Below are 20,648 nucleotides of genomic sequence, written 5' to 3'. Positions count from 1 at the left end.
GGGACGCGAGGTCCGACGCCGGGTGTTGCGAAACTAGCACTGCTGCTGCGTGGCGGCAAGCTTCCCGAGCCGGGCCGTTCACGTTACCGGGCAAGGCCCGGAGCGCTTGCGCCCGCGCGGGGCGGGCGTAAGCGAGGCGGCTTCACATGGCGGGCCGCTTCAGAGCAGGCCGCCTCAGATGGCCTTGTCGATCATCTGGGTCAACAGCGACTTGATGTTCGGCGGCGCGCCGAGCTGGCTCGAATGGACCTGGCCGTCCTTGAACATCAACAGCATGGGGATGCTGCGCACGTTGTAGCGAACGCCCAATGCCGGGAATTCCTGCACGTCGACCTTGACCACCTTGGCCTTGCCTTCGTACTGGTCGGCCAGCTGTTCGACGATCGGGCCGATGGCCTTGCACGGGCCGCACCAGGGCGCCCAGAAATCGACGAGGACGGGTTCGGACGACTGCAGCACGGTGGCGTCGAAGTCGGAATCGCCAGCATGCAGAACTTTTTCGCTCACGGGGGTCTCCTGCGGGGGTACTCGCCCGTACGGAACGGGCTATTCTTGAACGGAACCCCGGGCGGGCCATGCCGGGCGGGGGCTTACGCTAAACTGGGGCGTTACGCGGCACCTTCAAGGGCTGCGCCACGGTCTCATCGAGCCTGCCTTCAGAGTTCAACTCGGGCGCCGGCTCGGCCCCGGCAGTCTGCTTCGCCGACGCCACCCACGCAAGCGACCACCTACTGCGCCCAGTGCGCGCGGATCTCTGAGAAGCATGAGCGACAAGCCTTTAACCGATATCACCTTTTCTTCGTTCGACCTGCACCCGAGCCTGTTGGCCGGCCTCGAGGCCGCCGGGTTTTCGCGCTGCACGCCGATCCAGGCGCTGACCCTGCCGTTGGCGCTGACCGGGCGCGATGTCGCCGGCCAGGCCCAGACCGGCACCGGCAAGACCCTCGCCTTCCTGGTCGCGGTGATCAACCGCCTGCTGACCCGCCCGGCCCTGGCCGAGCGCAAGCCCGAAGACCCGCGCGCGCTGATCCTGGCGCCGACCCGCGAGCTGGCGATCCAGATCCACAAGGACGCGGTCAAGTTCGGCTCCGACCTGGGCCTGAAGTTCGCCCTGGTCTACGGCGGCGTCGATTACGACAAGCAGCGCGAACTGCTGCAGAAGGGCGCCGACGTCATCATCGCCACGCCCGGCCGCCTGATCGACTACGTCAAGCAGCACAAGGTCGTCTCGCTGCACGCCTGCGAGATCTGCGTGCTCGACGAAGCCGACCGCATGTTCGACCTGGGCTTCATCAAGGACATCCGCTTCCTGCTGCGGCGCATGCCGATCCGCACCGAGCGCCAGACCTTGCTGTTCTCGGCGACCTTGAGCCATCGCGTGCTCGAGCTGGCCTACGAGCACATGAACGAGCCCGAGAAGGTCGTCGTCGAGACCGAGTTCATCACCGCCGCCAAGGTCCGCCAGAAGGTCTACTTCCCGGCCGACGAGGAAAAGGTGCCGCTGTTGCTGGGCCTGTTGTCGCGCAGCGAAGGCGCGCGGACGATGGTGTTCGTCAACACCAAGGCCTGGGTCGAGCGCGTCGCGCGTTCGCTCGAACGCGGCGGTTACCGCGTCGGCGTGCTGTCGGGCGACGTGCCGCAGAAGAAGCGCGAGTCGCTGCTCAACAAGTTCCAGAAGGGCCAGCTCGAAATCCTGGTCGCCACCGACGTCGCCGCACGCGGCCTGCACATCGACGGCGTCAGCCACGTCTACAACTACGACCTGCCGTTCGATGCCGAGGACTACGTCCACCGCATCGGCCGCACCGCGCGCCTGGGCGCCGAGGGCGACGCGATCAGCTTCGCCTGCGAACGCTATGCGATGAGCCTGCCGGACATCGAGGCCTACATCGAACAGAAGCTGCCGACCGCGCCAGTCGACGCCGAACTGTTGATCGCCCTGCCGCGCACGCCGCGCGAGATCCCGGCGGCCGAGGAAGGCGAAGAGAACGAGAGCATCGGTTCGATCTTCAAGGAAGCGCGCGAACAGCGCGCCGCCGACGAACAGCGCCGTGGCGGCGGTGCCGGCGGCCGCAGCGGCAGCCGCAGCGGTTCCGGCCCGAGCCGCGGTCCGCGCAGCGAAGGCCGTCGCGATGGCGCACCGCGTCGCGAACGCGCGCCGGTCGAGGCCGGTGCGGCCAAGCCGGCCGAAGCCGGTGTCGCCGCGGCAGTCGAAGCTGCGCCGCGTCCGCCGCGCAAGCCCAAGCCGGAAGGCGAGGCGACCGCGACCACCGGCGTGCCGGCGATCGAGGGCGAGCGCGCACCGCGCAAGCGCCGTCGCCGTCGCGGCGGCCGTCGTATCGAAGGCGCCGAGACCGACAACGGCGCGCCGACCGCGAGCCAGGGCGAGAGCGCGGCCGCCAAGCCGGCGCCGTCGAAGCCCGCGCACAAGCCTGTGCACAAGCCCGCGGCGGCTGCCGCGGCGCCGGCCGGCGAGGCCAAGCCCTCGCTGTTGGGCCGCATCGGCCGCAAGCTCAAGTCGCTGGTCGCGCGTCCGCCGCGTTCGCAGCACTGATCAGCGCATAGCGATCCGTCGACGGCAGGCCCGCGCCTGCCGTCGAGCCCGCACGCGAACCTCGTCGCTTCGACGAGGTTCGCGGCGGTCTTTCGTCACAGGGTCCTGCTGACGAACACCGACCAGGTATTGGCCGAGGTCTCGACGAGTTGGAACACGTCGAGATCGCCGTCGATGTCGATGTCGAGCAACTGCAGCTGATTGCTGTAGTTCGGCGAGGCCGGCCAGCCGATGCCGAAGGCGCCGCCGGCATACGGCCAGGTGGTGTACACGCCGCTGCTGCCAGGCTCGAAGTGGCCGCGGCGGCCGCTGCCGCCGGCGCTGCACCAGATCGTCAAACGCCAGTTCGGCGGCGCGCTGCCGAACGAGGGAAACACGATGAAACGGGCGTTGCCGTAGCCGGTCGAGCCGGCCGGGCAGGCCAGGGTGGCGACGTTGAGCGGCGGGTCGTATTGCTCGGCGCGGGCGCTCTGCGCGTACAGGCCGAGGGCGAGCAGGGCGAGTGCCAGGTGGGCCTTGGTCGTTTGCATGGTGGTGCTCCTTGATGAAGTCGACGACGGTCCGCGCCGGCCATCGGGGCCGGCGGCGGTGCTTCCTGTGTCGGACGATCAAGGTGCTGCAAGGCATTGCGCGGGTGGCTCGGACGGCTGTGCCGAGATCGGGCCCGCTGCGGTCGTGCTGCGCCGGCCGGCCTGCGAGGCCGGTCGGTGCCGTCGATTCGTCGTCGAAGCCGCGCGACGACCGCAGCGCGAACATAGGCCAAACGCCGGAGCCAAAACGTGATGTCTCCGGCGATTCGCTCTGCGATACTTCCGGCCATGACCGTATTGCGCTTCGACAACGTCAGCAAACGCTACAGCAGCGGGCACGAGGCCCTCAGCGAAGTCAGCTTCGAGGTGGCTCCCGGCGAGATGCTGTTCGTCACCGGCCACTCCGGCGCCGGCAAAAGCACCCTGCTCAAGCTCATCCATCTGAGCGAACGCCCGAGCCGCGGCGCGGTGTTGTTCGGCGAGCGCAACCTGCTTAAGGTCGGCGGCCGTCGCATCGCCCTGCATCGGCGCGAGATCGGCGTGGTGTTCCAGGATCACCGCCTGCTCGCCGACCGCAGCGTCGCCGACAACGTCGCCCTGCCGCTGTTGCTGCGCGGCCTGCGCCGCCCCGACATCGGCCGGCGCGTGCGCATGACCCTGGAGAAGGTCGGCCTGGGTGCGCGCGCTTCGGCTCTGCCGGGCGAGCTGTCGGCCGGCGAGCAGCAACGCGTGGGCATTGCCCGGGCGATCATCGGCGAGCCTCGGTTGTTGGTGGCCGACGAACCCACCGGCAACCTCGACCCGACCCTGTCGGCGGAAATCATGACCCTGTTCCAGTCGCTGCCCGAGCGCGGCACCAGCGTGCTCGTCGCCAGCCACGACCTGGCCCTGGTCAAGCGCATGAAGAAGCGCGTGCTGGTGCTCAACCAGGGCCGCCTGGTCGACGACATCGCGCCCGAGGACCTGGCCGAATGAGTTCCTTTCCGACCCCAGAGTCTTCCCATGGCGGGGCGCCTTCCCGCATCGAGGCCCCGGCGTCGCACGACGACGACCTCGCAGTCGAGTCGGCGGTGCAGTCGCGCTTGGGGGTGTGGTTCGATCATCACCTCTACAGCCTGGTCGCCAGCGTCGGCCGATTGCTGAGCAAGCCCTGGGCGGCGTTGCTGACGATCGGGGTGATGGCGGTCGCCCTGGCCCTGCCGCTCGGCCTGTGGGCGGCGCTGAGCAACATCGAACGCTTCGCCGGCGAAGTGCAGCAGTCGCGCCAGATCAGCCTGTTCCTCAAGCCCGAGATCAAGCTCGAACGCGCCCGCGCCCTCGCCGAAGAGCTGCGCGCGCGGCCGGAGATCGGCGCCATCGAGCTGCGCACGCCCGAGCAGGGCCTGGCCGATCTGCGCGAGAAGAGCGGCCTCGGCGACAGCCTGAGCGCGATCGAAGGCAATCCGTTGCCCAGCCTGTTGCTGGTGACGCCGAAAGGCGACGAACTGGCCCTGGCCGAATCGCTCGGCACCCTGGCCGAGACCGACGTGGTCCAGCACGACGCCGGTTGGCGCCAGCGCCTCGACGGCTGGCTGCGGTTCGGCATCCGCCTGGCCTGGTTGCTCGCGGCGATGCTGGGCCTGGGCGCCCTGCTGGTGGTCGGCAACACCGTGCGCCTGGACATCCAGTCGCGGCGCGAAGAAATCGGGGTGCTGCAATTGCTCGGCGCCACCGACGGTTTCATCCGCCGGCCCTTCCTGTACCTCGGTGCCTGCTACGGCCTGGCCGCCGGCGCAGTCGCGCTGGCCCTGCTGACCGCGGCCGACCGCACCCTGCGCGAACCGCTGACGGCCCTGGCCACGAGTTACGGCAGTCATTTCGAGCTGCAGGGCTTCGACCTGCCGCAGGCCTTGGCGATCCTGGCCGGTGCGGCCGCGCTGGGCTGGCTCGGCGCCGGTTTCGTGACCGGCCACTACCTGCGCCAGAACCGCTCCGGCCAAGGCTGAGCGGTCCGCGCCTTGTCGCGCGGTTGTCAGGATGTTGCTTGAGACTCGGATTCGGCGGCCGCTTCCGCCTAGAATCGGGTTCCCCCGCCTGTGCGCTTGGCGTCGATGCCCTCGGGCGTCGGCCCTGCGTCGCCGACACGGTACCGTTCCTGATATGCAAAGCCAGAATCTACGTCACTTCGAAAACACCGCACCGCGGGTGATGGTGGTCGACGGCTCCAAGCTGGTGCGCAAGCTCATCGCCGACGTGCTGATGCGCGAGCTGCCGAACACCCGCATCGTCCAATGCGGCAGCATCATCGAGGCGCGCGTCGCCCTCGACCACGGCGAGGTCGATCTGGTCACCACCGCCCTGGTCCTGCCCGACGGCGACGGCATCGCCCTGGCGCGCGCCGTGCGCGAAGCCGCGGCCCAGGCCTATGTGCCGGTGATCGTGGTCTCCGGCGATGCCCAGGCGCATCTGGAAGCGCGCCGCTTCACCGAAGACGTCACCGATTATTTCGACAAGGCGCTCGGCCCGAACGCCCTGGCCGAGTTCATCCGCGGCTATGTGCAGCCGCAGCCGATTCCCGGCGCGCGCGTGCTCTACGTCGAAGACAGCCGCGTGGTCGCGGTGGCGACCAAGCGCATGCTCGAGCGCCACGCCCTGCAGGTGCTGCACTTCATCGGCGTGGAGGAAGCGCTCGAACATCTCGAGGCGCACCGCGCCAGCGGCGCGGCCGGCGGCGATGCCGGCGCCGACCTGGTGCTGACCGACGTGTATCTGAAGGGCGAGCTCGGCGGCAAGGATCTGCTCGCCCGGCTGCGCAACGATTTCGCTTACGGCAAGCGCCGTCTGCCGGTGTTGGTGATGACCGGCGACGCCAACCGCGACAACCAGAGCGAGCTGCTGCGCGCCGGCGCCAACGATCTGGTGCTCAAGCCGATCGAGGAGCGCCTGTTGGTGACCAAGACCCTGTTCCAGTTGCGCCTGTCGCGGCTCGAGCCGACGGCGTTGCCGGCATGAATGACGCCGACCGCGAGCCCAAGCTCGAAGCCTCCTGGAAAGCCCGCGTCGGCGACTGGTTCGCACGCGAGGACATGCAGTCGCTGTCGCGCTTCCTGCGCGAACGCAAGACCGCCGGCGCGCGCATCTTCCCGCCCGGTGCGCAGATTTTCTCGGCGTTCGATGCCACCCCGTTCGAACAGGTCAAGGTCGTCATCCTCGGCCAGGACCCGTACCACGGTTACGGCCAGGCGCACGGGCTGTGTTTCTCGGTCCAGCCCGGCGTGCCGGTGCCGCCGTCGCTCGACAACATCTTCAAGGAAATCCAGCGCGACCTCGGCATCGCCCGGCCCGATCACGGCTGCCTGCTGCCGTGGGCGCAACGCGGCGTGCTGTTGCTCAACGCCGTGCTGACGGTCGAGGAAGGCCGCGCCGGGGCGCATCAGGGCAAGGGCTGGGAAGGCTTCACCGACCACGTCGTCGACACCCTCAATCGCGAACGCGAGGGCCTGGTGTTCCTGCTCTGGGGCAGCTACGCCCAGGCCAAGGGCAAGGTCATCGACGCCGGCCGCCATCGCGTGCTGAAGGCGCCGCATCCCTCGCCCTTGTCCGCGCATCGCGGCTTCATGGGCTGCGGGCATTTTTCCACCGCCAACGAGTACTTGTCGCGCCACGGCAAGGGCCCGATCGATTGGACCCTGCCGGCGCGCGATGCGCTTTGAGCGCGTAAGCGTGGCCGAAGGCTCCAAGGGGTAGGAGCGGCGCCAGCCGCGACCGCGCTATGCGACGTGCGGCGTAACAACGAGGTCTGCATGCATTGCCGCCCTGCCTTGCGTGGCGGTTTTGGCGCGATCGGATGCATCGCGGTCGCGACTCACCTCGCTCCTACACCCGCTGCCTTTGTAGGAGCGGCGTAAGCCGCGACCGCCATATCCGGCGCGCGGCGTAATCACGATATCTGGATGCATGCGTGCCGCGATTCGCGCTGCTATCGGCGCGATCGGATGCGCCGCGGTCGCGGCTTGCGTCGCTCCTGCCCTGAAAGCGCGTGCCGCTTTTCTTCGCTCAGGCGAAATACGCCTGCAGGGCCTCGCCGGCTTCGCGCAGGGACGGGTTCGCATCGGCCGGCGGCGGCAACAGTCGGAATACGCAGGACGGCAAGGCCGGCAGTCGGCTCGAACGCGCGACCATCAGGCCTTCGCCGATCGCCGAGGCATTGAGGCAGCCCAGGCCCAGGCCCGCACGCAAGGCTGCCTGCACGCCGGCCACGCCGCTGCCGAGGTGGGCGATGCGATGGCCGACGCGCTGTCGTTGCAGCACACGTAAAGCGGTCTGGTGCAGGCTGCAGCTCGGCGGCAGCAGCACCAGCGGCAAGCTCGCTTCATTGCGCAGATCCAGTCCGGCCGCCGCTGCCCAGGCCAGCGGTTCGCGCCGCAACTCGCCCTGCGTCGCGCGACGGCGCGGTCGCGCGATCGATTCGACCTCCATCGTCAGCGCCAGGTCGAACGCGCCCTCGGCATGGCCCTGCGCGAGCGCCGCGCTCTGGCCCATCGTCACCTGCATCTGCAACTGCGGGCAGTGGCGGGCGAGGTGGCGCAACAGGTCGGCGATCTCGTCGGGGCGGAAGTAATCGCTGATCGCCAGCCGCACTTCGGTGCGGCGCAGCTCGCGGCGCACATCGTGCAAGGCCAATTCGCCCAGGGCGAGCATCTGCCGCGCGTGGCCGATCAGGCGTTCGCCGGCCGGGGTCGGGACGACGCCGTGGCGCGAACGCAGCAGCAAGGCGGTATCGGCCGCGCGTTCGAGTTTCTGGATCTGTTCGCTGACCGCCGACTGCGAACGGAACACGCGTTCGGCGCCGCCGGAAATGCTGCCGGCCTCGGCGACCGCGACGAAGGCCTTCAGCTGTTCCAGGTCGAGGGTGCTCATGGCGATCCTTTAGCCATCGGCGAATCCGATGGATAGGGCCGGATCTTCCCGCTATTCCGATGGCGGGCGCAAGCCTAAGCTGAGCCCATCGAATCACGCCGAACCGTCTCGGCCCTGACAGGAACGCCGCAATGCCGCACATCAACCTGCAACTCTCCGGAACCCCCGATGCCGAGCTCAGCCGTCGCGCCGCGGCGGTGGTCGCCGATCTGACCGTCGAGATTCTCGGTAAGCCCCGCGAGTTGGTCGCGGTCGCGATCCACTACGTCGACCACCCGCATTGGTTCATCGACGGTCGTTCGCTGGCGCAGTGGGGGCGCAACGCCTTTCATCTCGATATCAGCATCACCGACGAGACCAACACCAAGGCCGAGAAGGCGCGCTATCTGCAGCGGATGCATGCGGAGCTGTCGGCACTGATCGGCGAGGTGCACGAGACCTCCTACATCCACGTCATCGATGCGCGCGCCGCGGCCTACGGCTATGGCGGGCTGACCCAGGAGCAGCGTTATCAGGCGGCGCGGATCGCTGCGGCCTGAGGCGATCGGGCGCGTTCCGATGTGCCGTCCGCGGTCTCAGCCCGCGGGCGCGCTTTCGACCTTCGCCTCGCTGCGCAGCCAATCGCGCAGCGCCAGCACTTCCTCGCTCGGCGGCGTATCCGGCCGCAGGAGCCAATGCGGATAGCCGTCGAGCGCCGGGCCGAAGGGCTGCACCAGCGTGCCGGCGGCGAGATCGTCGGCGACCAGTGCCAGACTCAGCAGGGCCACGCCGTGGCCGGCGATCGCCGCCTGGATCGCATGGCTTTCGTCGGTGAAACGCAGGCCGGCCTCGACATCGAGCCCGGCCAGGCCGGCGCGCGCGCACCAGGCTTGCCAAGTCGGCGTGTCCTCGGTCGGATGCCGCCATTCCGAATGCAGCAGCGACTGCGCGCGCAGGTCTTCGGGACGGCGCAGGCCCAGGCGCGGGCTGCATAGCGGAGCGAAGCGGTTCTCGATCAGGCGTTCGGCGACCAGTCCCGGATAGGGGCCGCGGCCGTAGCGGATCGCCGCATCGGCGATGCCGCCATGCAGGTCGACCGGGTCGTCGGAGGCGTGCAGACGCAGGTCGAGATCGGGGTAGGCGGCACGGAACGAGGCCACTCGCGGCACCAGCCATTTGGCGGTGAACGACAGCGGCGCGGACAAGGTCAGGGCGCGCCGCTGGCGCCGCGCCGCGATCGCCGCGATCGCTCCGGCGAAGGCGTCGAAGCCGTCGCGCAGCACCGGATACAGCGCGGCCGCTTCGGCGGTCAGCGCCACCTTGCGGGTCTGGCGCTCGAACAAACGCACGCCGATCTGCGCTTCGAGCGCACGGATCTGGTGGCTGATCGCGGTGGGGGTGACCGACAGCTCCTCGGCGGCGCGCTTGAAACTGTGCAGGCGCGCTGCCGCCTCGAAGGCGCGCAGGGAACCGAGCGGGGGCAGGCGGCGTCCGGACATGGATGAGAAAAATTCTCTTATCGGCTGAGTAATCGGAGTTTGTCGGGTTCGTAAGCCGGGATCAACATGGCTGCATCCAGTGCCACTCCGGCCTGAACATGATCAGGGCTCATCCATGGGCCCGCCACGAGAACCGCCATGACCCGACTCCTGCACATCGATTCCAGCGCCCGCCCGCACGCCTCCGACGCCGCGGCCCACGGCTCGCACAGCCGCCGCCTCAGCGCCCGCTTCGTGCGCCGCTGGCGCGAGCGCCATCCCGACGCCCCCATCGTCCAGCGCGACGTCGGCGTCGCCCCGGCGACCCCGGTCAGCGGCCGCTGGATCCATGCCGCCTTCACCCCGCTCGCGCAGCGCGAGGACTGGATGCACGAGGTGCTGGCCGAAAGCGATGCCTTGATCGACGAGTTGATCGCCGCCGACCTGATCGTGATCGGCGTGCCGATGTACAACTTCGGCGTGCCGGCCCCGCTCAAGGCCTGGATCGACAACGTCGTCCGGGTCGGCCGCACCTTCGGCTTCGACCGTTCGCGCGAAGGCGAACCGTACTGGCCGATGCTCGCCGATGCCGGCAAGCGCCTGGTCCTGCTCAGCTCGCGCGGCGACTACGGTTACGGCAAAGGCGAACGCCTGGAGTCGATCAACCACGTCGAACCTTCGGTGCTGACGCCGATGGGTTACATGGGCATCACCGACGCGCACGGCGTGGCCATCGAGTACGACGAATTCGGCGGTGAGGACCTGCGTCGCTCGATCGAAAGCGCCGAAGCCGAGGTCGATGCGCTGGTCGAGCGTCTGTCGCGCCAAGGCGAAACGCGCAAGGCGGCTTGAGACGGTGGAGGCGGACCTCGGTGGCGAATCCGAACCGCGGATTTTGCTTTTGGCCTCGCTCGACCTAAGGTGGGCGGCCTGATCGCGCATCGCCGCGATCGCCCGTCACCGCCGAGCCGACCGCAATGGAACGTCCGTGTTGAGGACCGTCTGCGCCACCCGTTACGTCACGCCGCTGCGCGAAGGCGGCTCGCTGCCGGCCGTCGTCGAAGCCGACGACGACGGCCTGTACGTGATGAAATTCCGCGGCGCCGGCCAGGGCCGCAAGGCCCTGATCGCCGAGATCGTCGCCGGCGAGCTCGCGCGCCGGCTGGAACTGCCGGTGCCGGAAATCGTGCTGATCGAGCTCGACGCCGACATGGCCCGCACCGAGCCCGATCCGGAGATCCAGCACCTGATCCGCGCCAGCGCCGGTCTCAACCTCGCGCTCGACTACCTGCCCGGTTCGGTCAACTACGATCCGCTGGTCGACCGTCCGAGCGACGAGCTGGCCTCGCGCATCGCCTGGTTCGACGCCTTCGTCACCAATGTCGACCGCACCGCGCGCAACACCAACATGTTGCTGTGGCATCGCCGCCTGACCCTGATCGATCACGGCGCCGCCCTGTACTTCCATCACGACTGGGCCAACGCCGGCAACGCCGCGGGCAGCCGCTTCGCGCCGGTCAAGGACCATGTGCTGCTGCCGTTCGCCAGCGACATCGCCGAAGTCGACGCGGCGATGGCCGCGGCGGTCACGCCCGCGCTGGTGCGGTCCATCGTCGAGCTGGTGCCCGACAGTTGGCTGACCGACGAACCCGGCTTCGCCGATGCAGCCGCGCACCGACAGGCCTATGCCGATTATCTGAACCGCCGCGTGCAAGCGCCGCGCGCATTCGTGGAGGAGGCGATCCATGCCCGCTCGCTCTCCGTATGACTATGCGGTGATCCGCGTGGTGCCGCGGGTCGAACGCGAAGAGTTCGTCAACGTCGGCGTGCTGGTCTCGTGTCCGGGTTCCAGTCTGCTGGTCGCCGGGATCGAACTCGATGCGGCGCGGCTGCGTGCGCTCGACCCCGGTGTCGACATCGAGGCGGTGCGATTGCACCTGCAGGCGATCGAACGCATCTGCCGCGGCGGCCGCGATGCCGGCCCGATCGGCCAGTTGCCGGCGCGGGCGCGTTTCCACTGGCTCACCGCCAAGCGCAGCTCGATCATCCAGATGTCGCCGGTGCACACCGGCCGCTGCCTCGAACCCGAGCGGATCGTCGAGCACCTGCTCGAACGCATGGTGCGGCCGATCCCGGCGCGGGACTGACGCCGCGCCGGCGCGGGCTTGTTGCGCGGCGCCGGCGCCCCTATGTTCGCCTTACCGCGATCGTCCGATCGCGGCAGCGAGCGACAAGCCGAGACGGAGCGAGAGCGAATGGAGCAGGGCCAGGACATCTTCGACGACACCGCCGACGCGGCCGATCTCAAGCGCGCGGTGGCGCTGCTGGAAACCCCGTCGATCACCGCGCGCATGACCGCCTTCGTCGGCGCGCCGATCGAGTTCGGCATGTCCAAGCTGCCCGGCTTCGTCAGCCGCAGGATCCAGAACATCGTGCATGGGGCCCTGCACAAGGCGGCCGCGGCGGCGCTGTGGACGGTCAAGGATCAGCCGAGCAAGGCCTCCTCGACCAAGAGCCACAAGCTCGTCGCCGGCGCGGTCGGTGCGGTCGGCGGTTTCTTCGGCGCGGCCGGGCTGGCCGCGGAGCTTCCGGTGTCGACCGTGGTGATGATGCGCGCGGTCGCCGACATCGCCCGCAGCGAGGGGTTCTCGCTGTCCGATCCCGAGGTGCAGGCCGCGTGCGTGGAAGTGTTCGCCTTCGGCGGCGGCAGCGACGAGGACGATGCGTCCGCGTCCGGTTACTACGCCGTGCGTACCGCCCTGGCCGAAGTCGGCCGGCTGGAACTGGCCGGGCTGGCCGGCCGGCGCGGTGCCCAGCACGCCACCCATGCCTACGCGAAGAAGCAGGCCACGGCGTGGATGAGCAAACTGGTCGACGTGGTCGCCACGCGCTTCGGCGTGGTGGTCGGCGAGAAAACCGCGGCGCAGCTGGTGCCGGTGATCGGCGCGGCGACCGCGGCGACGATGAACATGCTGTTCACCAATCACTATCAGGACATGGCGCGCGGCCATTTCATCGTCAAGCGCCTGGAACGCAAGTACGGTCACGCCGAAGTCGCGCGCGCCTACGAACGCCAGCGTACCGCGCCGGCGTCGCTGTCGGCACCGGTAGCGGCGCGGGCTTTGCCGGCGCCGCCGGCGGACGACGCTGCGGGCGATTAACTGGACGAGTGAGACCGGCGGCATTGACCGGCTGGCGGCATCACTTCCCGCAGCCAAGGGCAGGAGCGGCGCGAGCCGCGACCGTGCACTTCCACGTGTCGATGGCGAGTGGTCGAGCAGTCGGATTTTCGTGCGGGAACACCTGAGGTCTCTGCGAGCCGGCCAGGGCGCATAGCGCCCTGGCGTTCGTGGATGCGCGAGCCAGTGGCTCGCGAGCGGCATCCATTCACTCCGCCTTCGCGGGGATGACGGTTGGAGGTATTCGTAGCGGCTGCCGTTCAATCCGGCCGCAAGCGTAGCGTGGTGCGCGTGCCGCGTTCGGTGGCATCGAAACGCAGGCTCCAGCCCAGGTGCTCGCACAGGCGCGAGATCAGGTCCAGGCCGATGCCGCCGCCTTCGCGGCCGCCGCGCGCGACGCGCGCGTAAATCGCGCTGATCTCCTCCGGCGTCATGCCGTGGCCCGGGTCTTCGATGATCACGGTCGCATCCGCGGACAGGCGGATCGCGATCTCGCCGCGGTCGCTGTTCTCGATGGCGTTGCGCAGCAGGTTGCCGATCGCCGCCTGCACGATCGGCAGCGGCGCGACGATCTCGCAATGCGGCATCGGCGCCAGCGCCAGGCTCAGGTCTTTGTCGCGGGTCAGGTGACGGTGGTCTTCGACGATCTCGGGGAGCAGCTGATCCAGGGCGACGCGGTCGGCGCTCGCGGCCAGGCGCTGCGGATCCTTGGCGAGCACCAGCAACAGCGAAATCAGCTGCTCGACGTCGCGGGCGGTGCGACGGATCCGTTCCAACTGCAGTTGCGCGCCCGGCGGCAGTTCGCGTTGTTCGAGCGCGAGTTCGGTCGAACCGGCGATCACCGCGATCGGCGTGCGCAGTTCGTGGCTGGCGCTGTCGATGAAGGCGCGCTCGCGTTCGACGAAGCGGTCGTTGCGTTCGAGGTAGTCGTTGACCGCATCGGCGATCACCACCAGTTCCGAACTCGCCGCTTCAGGCACCTCGATGCGCTGGCCGGCGCGATCGGGCTGCAGGCCGCCGATGCGCTGGGCCATGTGGCTGAGCGGGCGCACCAGGCGGTGCACGCCCCAGGCGATCATCACCGCCAGCAGCAGCAAGGTCGTCAGTGCCGCGCCGGCGATGGTCAGCGCCATGTCGAATTCGCTGTGCTCCATGTCGGTGATGTCGAGCGACAGGGTCAGGCGTCCGCCGTCGACGTCGCGCACCATCACCACGCGCTCGCCGCCGTCGACCAGGATGTCGTCGTGCACGCCGGGGCCGAGCGCCTGCAGGTCGGCCGGGATCGGGCGGTCGCCGCGGCTGTCGTAGAGGCTCAGCGATTCGGTGTCGATCCAGCGATAGTCGGGTTCGATCCGGCGGCGCTCGATGAAGTGATCGAGCTCGGAATCCATCAGCGAAGTCCACACCAGATGTTCGGCGTGCTCGTTGACGACGAACCCCTGCACCACCACCGCGATCGACAGCAACGCGGTATAGCCGAGCACGCCGAGCAGGATGCGGCGCTGCAGGCTCGAACGGAATCCGCCGCGAGCGCCTGCGGTCCCGGCGGCGGGCCCGTTGAATTCAGTCGGCGTGGGCATCGTTGTCGCGCTCGGCGGCCGGCACGGCGATGCGATAACCGACGCGCGGCAGGGTCTGGATCAGCTTGACCGGATAAGGGCCGTCAACGGCGCGGCGCAGTTCGTAGATATGCGAGCGCAGCATGTCGCCGTCGGGCGGGCTGTCGCCCCACAAGGCGTGTTCGAGGCGTTCGCGGGTGACCGCGGCCGGGCTCGACTGCATCAACACTTCGAGCAATTTGCGGCAGGCCGGATACAGGTGCAGCGCGCGCCCGCCGCGGCTGACTTCCAGGGTGGTCAGGTCGAGTTTGAGATCGGCCAGTTGCAGCACCCGGCTGCGGCCGCGTCCGGCTGCGCGCGCGGCCAACGCTTCCAGGCGCACTTCGAGTTCGGGCAGGGCGAAGGGCTTGGTCAGGTAGTCGTCGGCGCCGGCGCGGAAGCCGGCGATCTTGTCGGGCAGTTCGTCGCGCGCGGTCAGCATCAGCACCGGCACGTCGGAACCGGCTTCCTCGCGCAGGCAGCGCAGCACCTCGCGCCCGTCCAGGCGCGGCAACATCCAGTCCAGCACGATCGCATCGTAGTGTTGGGTCACCGCCAGGTGCAGGCCGGTCGGGCCGTCGGGCGCGGCATCCAGGGTGTAGCCGCGCGCCTCGAAATAATCGAAGAGGTTGGCGACCAGGCTGCGATTGTCTTCCACCACCAACAGGCGCATGCGCCGAATCTCCCGCCGCCGTTCGCGGCTCGTTGCGATAGTGCCCGATTCGCACCGGCGCGGCCCGTGGCCGCCGCCGGCCGTGATCGGCCCGACCTGGCCCGGGCGCCGGGCCCAAACCACCGCCAAACCACCGGACCAAACCACTGGACCAAACCGCCAGGGTCGCCCAGGTCGCGTCGGAGCGATGTCGGAGCGCCTCGCAAAGCACGCCGCCGCCCACGCCGGCAGCTGAACGCCGGCGGTTGCGGCCTGCGCCATCGGCTGCGCTTTAACGAAGCGCGAACCTGGCTCCGACCGCTCTCCGACAGCGGCGCTTCGATGATCGCCGCCGGTCCGGCCGATCCCATCGCGGGACCGCCTTCGCCGCCCTGCGAGCCCGCCGCCGTCGATGAACCCCTCCGCCTATTTCCTCGCCCGTTCCGCGCTCTCGCCGCGGTATTACCCGTCGCATCGCCGTTTCCTGCGGACGCATCTCGCCGCGCCGCTGCTGCTCTGGTTCGCCGTGACGGCCTGGGCGACGACGGGCGGCGACTTCTGGCTGGCCGACCGTTTGTATGCCTGGCAAGGCGGGCGTTGGGCGTTGCAGAACGCCTATCTGACCGAGCATCTGGTCCATCGTTTCGGCCGCGACGCCAGCACCGCGGCCTGGTTCGGCGTGCTCGCATCGTGGCTCGTCGCGCGCCTGCGCCCGGGCTTGAGCGAATGGCGGCGGCCGCTGGCGTATCTGTTGCTGTCGACCGTGCTGGCGATCGCGCTGGTGTCGGCGCTGAAGTCGCTCACCGACATGGATTGCCCCTGGGACTTGAGCCGCTACGGCGGCGCCAACGAGTTCTTCGGCCTGTTGTCCCAGCGCCCGTCGGGGCTGGCGCGCGGACGCTGTTTTCCGGCCGGCCATGCCAGCGCGGGTTATGCCTGGGTCGCCTTGTACTTCTTCTTCCTGGCCGTGCAGCCGCGGCTGCGTTGGCTCGGGCTGTCGGCCGGCCTCGGCCTCGGTTTGCTGTTCGGTTTTGCGCAACAGCTGCGCGGCGCGCACTTTCTTTCGCACGATCTGTGGACCCTCGGCATCGCCTGGTCGGCGGCGCTGACGCTGTACCTGGCGATGGCGCCGCTCAAGCGCGCGGCGCCCGCGGCGGTCGCCTTGCCGTTGGCGCCGGGGGCCGGCCGATGAACGCGATCGTCCGGTCGCGGCTGCGTTGGCCGGCCTGGTTCGCTTACCGGCCCGAGGCCAGCGTCGAGAGCATCGCCCTGGCCGCGAGTCTGTTCTTCGCGGTGTTCGCCAACGGCGCGTTCTGGCGCGCGGCTTCGGCCGCCGGGGCGCTGAGCGCCGGCGACGGCGCCTGGATCGCCGCCTGCATGTTCGTGGCGATCGTCGCGATCACTCTGCTTCTGCTCGGGATGCTGTTGAACCGTTGGACGGTGAAGCCGCTGCTGACCCTCCTGTTGTTGATCACCGCCGCCGCCGCGCATTTCATGAGCCAGTACGGGGTGTACCTCGACACCGGCATGGTGCGCAACGTGCTGCAGTCCGACGGCAAGGAATCCGGCGAACTGCTCAGTGCCGGTCTGATCCTGCCGATGCTGCTGTACGGCGTGCTGCCGTCGCTGCTGCTGTGGCGGGTGAAGCTGAAACCGCGGCCGCTCGGACGCGCCGTGCTGGTGCGCCTGGGCACGCTGTCGGCCGCGCTCGCGGTCGGCGTGCTTGCGCTGATGCTGTCGTTCCAGGACGTATCGGCGCTGATGCGCAATCACAAGGAGATCCGCCACCTGGTGACGCCGGCGAATTATCTGGTCTCGCTGGCGCGGGTCGCGCTGGACGACTCGGCTTCGCGGGTGCGCGGACGCGCGCCGATCGGCACCGACGCGCGCGTCGGTGCCCGCGCGCCCGGGGCCAAGCCGCGCCTGCTGGTGCTGGTGGTCGGCGAGACCGTGCGCGCGCAGAACTGGGGCCTCAACGGTTACCAGCGCCAGACCACGCCGGAGCTGGCGCGGATCCAGCCGATCAATTTCCCCGACATGACCGCCTGCGGCAGCAGCACCGAGGTGTCGGTGCCATGCATGTTCTCGCCGTACGGCCGCGAGAACTACGACAAGCGTCGCATCGAGAGCTCGGAGTCGTTGCTCAACGTGCTCGAATACGCCGGCATCCAGACCCTGTGGCGCGACAACCAGACCGGCTGCAAGAACGTCTGCAAGGGCCTGGCGTTCGAGTCGTTCGAGCACGACCGCGATCCGGCCTTCTGCGATGCCGAGCGCTGCTTCGACGAGGTCATGTTGCGCGGCCTGCGCGAACGCCTCGACGTGCGCGGCGGCGATGCGGTGGTGGTGCTGCATCAGCTCGGCAATCACGGGCCGAGTTATTTCCGTCGCTATCCCGAGCGCCTGCGCCGCTACACCCCGACCTGCGACACCAACGAGCTCGGGCGCTGCAGCCGCGAGCAGATCGTCAACGCCTACGACAACGCGGTGTTGGCCACCGACGAATTCCTCGCCCGCACGATCCGTTACCTGGCCGGCGACGCCGGTCGCGACACCGCGCTGATCTATCTGTCCGACCACGGCGAGTCGCTCGGCGAGAACGGCCTGTACCTGCACGGCGTGCCGTACGCCATCGCGCCAAAGACCCAGACCCGGGTGCCGATGGTGATGTGGATGTCGCCGGGCTTCAGCACCGCGCGCGGCCTCGACCTGCGGTGCCTGCGCAACGAAGCACGGCGGCCGGCCAGCCAGGACAACCTGTTCCATTCGGTGCTCGGCCTGATGCAGGTCGAGACTTCCGTGTATCGCAAACGCCTGGACCTGTTCGCGCCGTGCGAGCGTGGAGCCACGGCCTCTGCTTGAGGGGGCGCGCCGAACGCGATCGGCTCAGCTCGCGCCCCACCAGCGCCGGTGCAGCACGCGCCGGTGGCTGTGGCGCAACAGACGCCGGACTTCGCTCTCGTCGGCGCGCTGCGGATACGGCCAATTCGCGCTCTGGGTGCTGTCGGGATGCCAGCCGTTCTGCCGCCACATCGCGTCGACGGCAGCGAAGTAGCCGTGATTGACCAAAACCTCGAACTCGGGGTCGAGGAAGCGATCGAGATCGGTGCGGAACCGGCCGATCACCTCGCGCACCAGCGCCGGGCTGTAGCCGTCGGCGCCTTCGTCGCGCGAGCCGTTCAAGCTCCAGTACACGCCGGTCAGCGAGCCGCTCTCGGCCTGACCGAAGAACAGCCGCTTGCGCAGGGCCTCGGCCTGATTGCCGACGACCTGGGTGTAGCGCAGCAGCCGCTGCAGCCACCAGCGCCGGGTCTCGAACGCGAACGGGCCGCCGGCGTCGGACACCAGCACCTCGCGGTAACGGCGCAGCGCCGGCTCGGTGGCGAGGTTGTCGTAGACACCGCCGTCGCTGAGCTCGATGCGTGCGCGCAGTTCGTCGCCGTCGTCGCCCTGGTAATGACCGTGCTGGTAGTCGCCGGCTTCGGTGTCGAAGCGGACCGGGCCGAACACCGGCGGAAACGATGAGGACGCGGCGACCGCGCAGGCCAGGCCGACGCGCCGTGCGCCGTCGCGCAGATAGCCGGCGAGGTAGTCGCCGACGCGGCGCCGCGAGAACTCCCAGTTCACTCCGAAAGTCAGATCGGTCGCGCAGAACACGAAGGCCGGCGACTCGGGCAATTCGTCGAGCGTGCGTTCGCCGAAGACCCCGGCATAGCGGCGCTCGAGCAGGGCGATGCGGTGCGAGGGCCAGAGCCAGTTGTAGGCGACGGTGGCGAGCACCGGTGCGGTGCGGATGTCGCGGGCGACGACGGCGCGGAACGGCTCGACCACCACCGCGCGGAAATCGATGCGGTCGCTCCAGGCAGCGAAGGCTTCGCCGTCGAGGCGGGTGTCGAGATAACGGCAGGCGAGCCAGGCCGAGACGATGCTGCCGCCCGAGACCGAGCTGAACATGGTCACCCCGGCCAGCAATCCGCTCTCGTGCAAACGCAACAAGGCGCCGAGGTGGAACAACGCGGCGCGATAACCGCCGCCGGACAGGCAGACGGCGCGGCCCTCGCGTTTGACCGCGACGCGGGTGTCGGCGGCGAGCGCGGCGCGGCGCGCTTCGCGGCGGATGCGCAGGCGCTCGAGTTCGACATCGGTGCTTTTCATGGAGGACGCCTCGGCGGTTTGAGGCGCGACGAGAACATCGCGCGATCAGCCGCTCATTCTCGCCGAAGCGCGTCTTGCAGGTTGCGATGGCTGGTCGGCGCCGTGGGGAGCCCGTCGCAAGCCGGGCCCGCCTCTGCGAACGCCTCGCCTTGTGGCTTCAGGTGCTTGCGACGGCGACGGCGCCTTCCTTCTCCCGTTTGCGGGAGAAGGTGGCCCGCAGGGCCGGATGAGGGCGGCGGGCCGCGAGGCCGACGCCGATGGGCCGCGCCTCAGGCCTCCAAGGCTTCCACCGCGCGCAGCCGCGCCGGTGTTTCCTTCGCCGATGCGGCCTGCGCGGCCGGGCCCGACGCGGCCGGCAACAGCCCCCACTCGGCCAACGCGCGCACCGCGGTCGCGCCGCCTTCCTCGGCGCGGATGCGTTGGCCGAGTTGCGCGGCGGCCTGCACCATCGGCGCCTGCAGCCCGGCGCCGATCGCCTGCGCCATCTGCGTCGCGGTCACGCTCACGCGGTCCAGGGCCGGCGGCGCCGCGCCCAGTTCGTGCATGCGCCGCGCCCAGAACGGTTGATCGCCGAAGAACGGCACGAACACCGAAGGGATGCCGGCGCGCGCCGCGGCCGCGGTGGTGCCGGCGCCGCCGTGATGCATGGCCAGGGCCATGCGCGGGAACAGCCAGTCGTGCGGCGCGTTGTCGATCACGTAGGTGCGCTCGTCGCGGCGCCCGGGTTCGCCGCGCAGGCCGCCCCAGCCGGTCGCGAGCACCGCGCGGCGACCGCTCATGCGCGCGGCCTCGAGCACGGTCGCGGTGAAGGCCTCGGCGTTGTTCGCCAGCATGCTGCCGAAGCCGATGTAGATCGGTTTCTCGCCCTCGTCGAGGAAGTCCTGCAGCGCCTGCGGGGGCTGCCACTGCTCGGCCTGGTCGAGGAACCAGCCGCCGGTGACGCGGGCTTCTTCGGGCCAGTCGCTCGGGCGCGGCAGGATGTGGCGGCTGTAGCCGTACAGCACGCGTTTGCGCAAGCGATCGCGCTCGAAATAAGGGCCGTACCAGGGATAGCGCGGCAGGCCGAGTTGCGGGCGGATCACGTCGTTGACCGCGGGCTTGAGGGTGTACCAGGCCAACAACTTCATGAGTTGGTACAGGCCCAGGTTGACCGCGCCCGGGAACCGCGCCTTCGACCAGAACGCCAGCGGCGAGAGTTCGCGCGAGGGCGTGAACGGTTGCAACTGCGCCTGCACGAAGGCGATGCCCTCGGCCTCGCCGAGCGCTTTCGCCAATTGGGTCGCGATGCCGTTGCCGATCAGCAGCGCCGCGCCCTCGCAGGCCGGCCGCGTCTCGCGCACCCAGGTCGCGGCCATCGAGGCGAATTTCTCGCGTGTGTGCTTGACCAGGAACAAGGGGTTGAGCGCCTTGTCGACGGTTTCCGGATTGTTGGTCAGCAGATCGCTGAAGTCGGCGCTGAGGGCGAAGAACTCCAGCCCCGCTTCGCGCACCATGCCGGCGAAGTTGTCGCTGGTGACGATGCGGACCCGGTGGCCGGCCTGGCGCAGGGCCACGCCGAGGGCGACGCAGGGACGCGCGTCGCCTTGGGTGCCGACGGTGAAGATGACGATGGCATCGGACACGG

At 69.4% G+C, this 20,648-nt stretch carries 20 protein-coding genes; 12 read left to right on the top strand and 8 right to left on the bottom strand.

Features of this window, described 5'->3' with window-relative positions:
• Positions 1–174: 174 nt before the first annotated feature.
• A complete protein-coding gene (gene trxA, locus LC490_RS19960) occupies positions 175–507 on the bottom strand; it encodes a thioredoxin (protein ID WP_031373276.1) in 333 nt (110 codons plus the stop codon).
• A gap of 256 nt (positions 508–763) precedes the next feature.
• Between trxA and rhlB the strand changes: the two genes are divergently transcribed.
• On the top strand, positions 764–2,554 hold the full coding sequence (rhlB, locus tag LC490_RS19955) for an ATP-dependent RNA helicase RhlB (protein WP_223621341.1): 1,791 nt from the start codon (positions 764–766) through the stop codon (positions 2,552–2,554).
• 95 nt (positions 2,555–2,649) lie between these two features.
• Here rhlB and LC490_RS19950 read toward each other — a convergent pair whose 3' ends face one another.
• Complete coding sequence (locus tag LC490_RS19950) at positions 2,650–3,084, bottom strand: hypothetical protein (RefSeq protein WP_031373274.1); 435 nt, start codon at positions 3,082–3,084, stop codon at positions 2,650–2,652.
• A gap of 288 nt (positions 3,085–3,372) precedes the next feature.
• On the opposite strand from LC490_RS19950, the gene ftsE reads away from it, so the two are divergent.
• The 4 genes from ftsE to ung all read left to right on the top strand — a co-directional run bounded on the left by ftsE (position 3,373) and on the right by ung (position 6,776).
• Positions 3,373–4,059, top strand: a complete 687-nt coding sequence (gene ftsE, locus LC490_RS19945) for a cell division ATP-binding protein FtsE (protein WP_223621340.1) — start codon at positions 3,373–3,375, stop codon at positions 4,057–4,059.
• Positions 4,056–5,069 carry a permease-like cell division protein FtsX gene (ftsX, locus tag LC490_RS19940; protein ID WP_223621339.1) on the top strand — a complete coding sequence of 338 codons (1,014 nt, stop codon included), beginning with the start codon at positions 4,056–4,058 and terminating at the stop codon, positions 5,067–5,069. Before ftsE ends, ftsX begins: the two co-directional genes overlap by 4 nt.
• 154 nt (positions 5,070–5,223) lie before the next feature.
• Positions 5,224–6,075 (top strand): response regulator, encoded by an 852-nt coding sequence (locus LC490_RS19935; protein WP_031373271.1) that lies wholly within the window; start codon positions 5,224–5,226, stop codon positions 6,073–6,075.
• Entirely contained in the window at positions 6,072–6,776 is a 705-nt protein-coding gene (ung, locus tag LC490_RS19930; RefSeq protein ID WP_223621338.1) for a uracil-DNA glycosylase, read from the top strand. Before LC490_RS19935 ends, ung begins: the two co-directional genes overlap by 4 nt.
• 343 nt (positions 6,777–7,119) lie before the next feature.
• Here the strand turns inward: ung and LC490_RS19925 are convergent, their stop codons facing one another.
• Positions 7,120–7,983 (bottom strand): LysR family transcriptional regulator, encoded by an 864-nt coding sequence (locus tag LC490_RS19925; protein ID WP_223621337.1) that lies wholly within the window; start codon positions 7,981–7,983, stop codon positions 7,120–7,122.
• 131 nt (positions 7,984–8,114) lie between these two features.
• Here LC490_RS19925 and LC490_RS19920 point away from each other — a divergent pair, with 131 nt between their 5' ends.
• Positions 8,115–8,522, top strand: coding sequence for a 4-oxalocrotonate tautomerase family protein (locus tag LC490_RS19920; protein WP_223621336.1), 408 nt, complete (start codon positions 8,115–8,117; stop codon positions 8,520–8,522).
• A 36-nt stretch (positions 8,523–8,558) separates the two neighbouring features.
• Here the strand turns inward: LC490_RS19920 and gcvA are convergent, their stop codons facing one another.
• A complete protein-coding gene (gene gcvA, locus LC490_RS19915; protein WP_223621335.1) occupies positions 8,559–9,461 on the bottom strand; it encodes a transcriptional regulator GcvA in 903 nt (300 codons plus the stop codon).
• 138 nt (positions 9,462–9,599) lie between these two features.
• On the opposite strand from gcvA, the gene LC490_RS19910 reads away from it, so the two are divergent.
• The 4 genes from LC490_RS19910 to LC490_RS19895 all read left to right on the top strand — a co-directional run bounded on the left by LC490_RS19910 (position 9,600) and on the right by LC490_RS19895 (position 12,601).
• Positions 9,600–10,292, top strand: coding sequence for an NAD(P)H-dependent oxidoreductase (locus LC490_RS19910; RefSeq protein WP_223621334.1), 693 nt, complete (start codon positions 9,600–9,602; stop codon positions 10,290–10,292).
• Between the two features lie 139 nt (positions 10,293–10,431).
• Positions 10,432–11,208: a HipA family kinase gene (locus LC490_RS19905; RefSeq protein WP_031373265.1), complete on the top strand. Its 777-nt coding sequence runs from the start codon at positions 10,432–10,434 to the stop codon at positions 11,206–11,208.
• Complete coding sequence (locus tag LC490_RS19900; RefSeq protein WP_031373264.1) at positions 11,186–11,587, top strand: DUF3037 domain-containing protein; 402 nt, start codon at positions 11,186–11,188, stop codon at positions 11,585–11,587. Before LC490_RS19905 ends, LC490_RS19900 begins: the two co-directional genes overlap by 23 nt.
• Positions 11,588–11,695: 108 nt before the next feature.
• Entirely contained in the window at positions 11,696–12,601 is a 906-nt protein-coding gene (locus tag LC490_RS19895; RefSeq protein ID WP_223621332.1) for an EcsC family protein, read from the top strand.
• A 278-nt stretch (positions 12,602–12,879) separates the two neighbouring features.
• Here LC490_RS19895 and LC490_RS19890 read toward each other — a convergent pair whose 3' ends face one another.
• Together LC490_RS19890 and LC490_RS19885 are read right to left on the bottom strand one after the other, a co-directional pair.
• On the bottom strand, positions 12,880–14,199 hold the full coding sequence (locus LC490_RS19890) for a HAMP domain-containing sensor histidine kinase (protein WP_223621331.1): 1,320 nt from the start codon (positions 14,197–14,199) through the stop codon (positions 12,880–12,882).
• Positions 14,183–14,890, bottom strand: coding sequence for a response regulator transcription factor (locus LC490_RS19885; RefSeq protein WP_031373261.1), 708 nt, complete (start codon positions 14,888–14,890; stop codon positions 14,183–14,185). Before LC490_RS19885 ends, LC490_RS19890 begins: the two co-directional genes overlap by 17 nt.
• A gap of 391 nt (positions 14,891–15,281) precedes the next feature.
• On the opposite strand from LC490_RS19885, the gene LC490_RS19880 reads away from it, so the two are divergent.
• Both LC490_RS19880 and LC490_RS19875 read left to right on the top strand, forming a co-directional pair.
• Positions 15,282–16,061, top strand: coding sequence for a phosphatase PAP2 family protein (locus LC490_RS19880; protein ID WP_223621330.1), 780 nt, complete (start codon positions 15,282–15,284; stop codon positions 16,059–16,061).
• Positions 16,058–17,731, top strand: a complete 1,674-nt coding sequence (locus tag LC490_RS19875) for a phosphoethanolamine--lipid A transferase (protein WP_223621329.1) — start codon at positions 16,058–16,060, stop codon at positions 17,729–17,731. Before LC490_RS19880 ends, LC490_RS19875 begins: the two co-directional genes overlap by 4 nt.
• 24 nt (positions 17,732–17,755) lie before the next feature.
• Here LC490_RS19875 and LC490_RS19870 read toward each other — a convergent pair whose 3' ends face one another.
• Together LC490_RS19870 and LC490_RS24610 are read right to left on the bottom strand one after the other, a co-directional pair.
• On the bottom strand, positions 17,756–19,024 hold the full coding sequence (locus tag LC490_RS19870; protein WP_223621328.1) for a patatin-like phospholipase family protein: 1,269 nt from the start codon (positions 19,022–19,024) through the stop codon (positions 17,756–17,758).
• A 269-nt stretch (positions 19,025–19,293) separates the two neighbouring features.
• Complete coding sequence (locus tag LC490_RS24610) at positions 19,294–20,646, bottom strand: glycosyltransferase (RefSeq protein ID WP_051885250.1); 1,353 nt, start codon at positions 20,644–20,646, stop codon at positions 19,294–19,296.
• Between the last annotated feature and the right edge of the window lie 2 nt (positions 20,647–20,648).

Source organism: Lysobacter sp. ESA13C, assembly GCF_019970005.1.
In the GTDB taxonomy this organism is placed as follows: domain Bacteria; phylum Pseudomonadota; class Gammaproteobacteria; order Xanthomonadales; family Xanthomonadaceae; genus Lysobacter; species Lysobacter antibioticus_B.
Note: the sequence above shows the minus strand (reverse complement) of the source record. Positions and strands in the feature narration are given on the sequence as shown.

Excerpts from the sequence above, each read along its gene's own strand:
- LC490_RS19925 (WP_223621337.1), bottom strand. The coding sequence starts at position 7,983 with ATGAGCACCCTCGACCTGGAACAGCTGAAGGCCTTCGTCGCGGTCGCC.
- LC490_RS19890 (WP_223621331.1), bottom strand. The coding sequence starts at position 14,199 with ATGCCCACGCCGACTGAATTCAACGGGCCCGCCGCCGGGACCGCAGGC.
- LC490_RS19895 (WP_223621332.1), top strand. The coding sequence starts at position 11,696 with ATGGAGCAGGGCCAGGACATCTTCGACGACACCGCCGACGCGGCCGAT.
- LC490_RS19920 (WP_223621336.1), top strand. The coding sequence starts at position 8,115 with ATGCCGCACATCAACCTGCAACTCTCCGGAACCCCCGATGCCGAGCTC.
- rhlB (WP_223621341.1), top strand. The coding sequence starts at position 764 with ATGAGCGACAAGCCTTTAACCGATATCACCTTTTCTTCGTTCGACCTG.
- ftsX (WP_223621339.1), top strand. The coding sequence starts at position 4,056 with ATGAGTTCCTTTCCGACCCCAGAGTCTTCCCATGGCGGGGCGCCTTCC.
- LC490_RS19910 (WP_223621334.1), top strand. The coding sequence starts at position 9,600 with ATGACCCGACTCCTGCACATCGATTCCAGCGCCCGCCCGCACGCCTCC.
- LC490_RS19875 (WP_223621329.1), top strand. The coding sequence starts at position 16,058 with ATGAACGCGATCGTCCGGTCGCGGCTGCGTTGGCCGGCCTGGTTCGCT.
- LC490_RS19950 (WP_031373274.1), bottom strand. The coding sequence starts at position 3,084 with ATGCAAACGACCAAGGCCCACCTGGCACTCGCCCTGCTCGCCCTCGGC.
- LC490_RS19935 (WP_031373271.1), top strand. The coding sequence starts at position 5,224 with ATGCAAAGCCAGAATCTACGTCACTTCGAAAACACCGCACCGCGGGTG.
- LC490_RS19885 (WP_031373261.1), bottom strand. The coding sequence starts at position 14,890 with ATGCGCCTGTTGGTGGTGGAAGACAATCGCAGCCTGGTCGCCAACCTC.
- LC490_RS19880 (WP_223621330.1), top strand. The coding sequence starts at position 15,282 with ATGAACCCCTCCGCCTATTTCCTCGCCCGTTCCGCGCTCTCGCCGCGG.
- LC490_RS19900 (WP_031373264.1), top strand. The coding sequence starts at position 11,186 with ATGCCCGCTCGCTCTCCGTATGACTATGCGGTGATCCGCGTGGTGCCG.
- ftsE (WP_223621340.1), top strand. The coding sequence starts at position 3,373 with ATGACCGTATTGCGCTTCGACAACGTCAGCAAACGCTACAGCAGCGGG.
- gcvA (WP_223621335.1), bottom strand. The coding sequence starts at position 9,461 with ATGTCCGGACGCCGCCTGCCCCCGCTCGGTTCCCTGCGCGCCTTCGAG.
- LC490_RS19870 (WP_223621328.1), bottom strand. The coding sequence starts at position 19,024 with ATGAAAAGCACCGATGTCGAACTCGAGCGCCTGCGCATCCGCCGCGAA.
- ung (WP_223621338.1), top strand. The coding sequence starts at position 6,072 with ATGAATGACGCCGACCGCGAGCCCAAGCTCGAAGCCTCCTGGAAAGCC.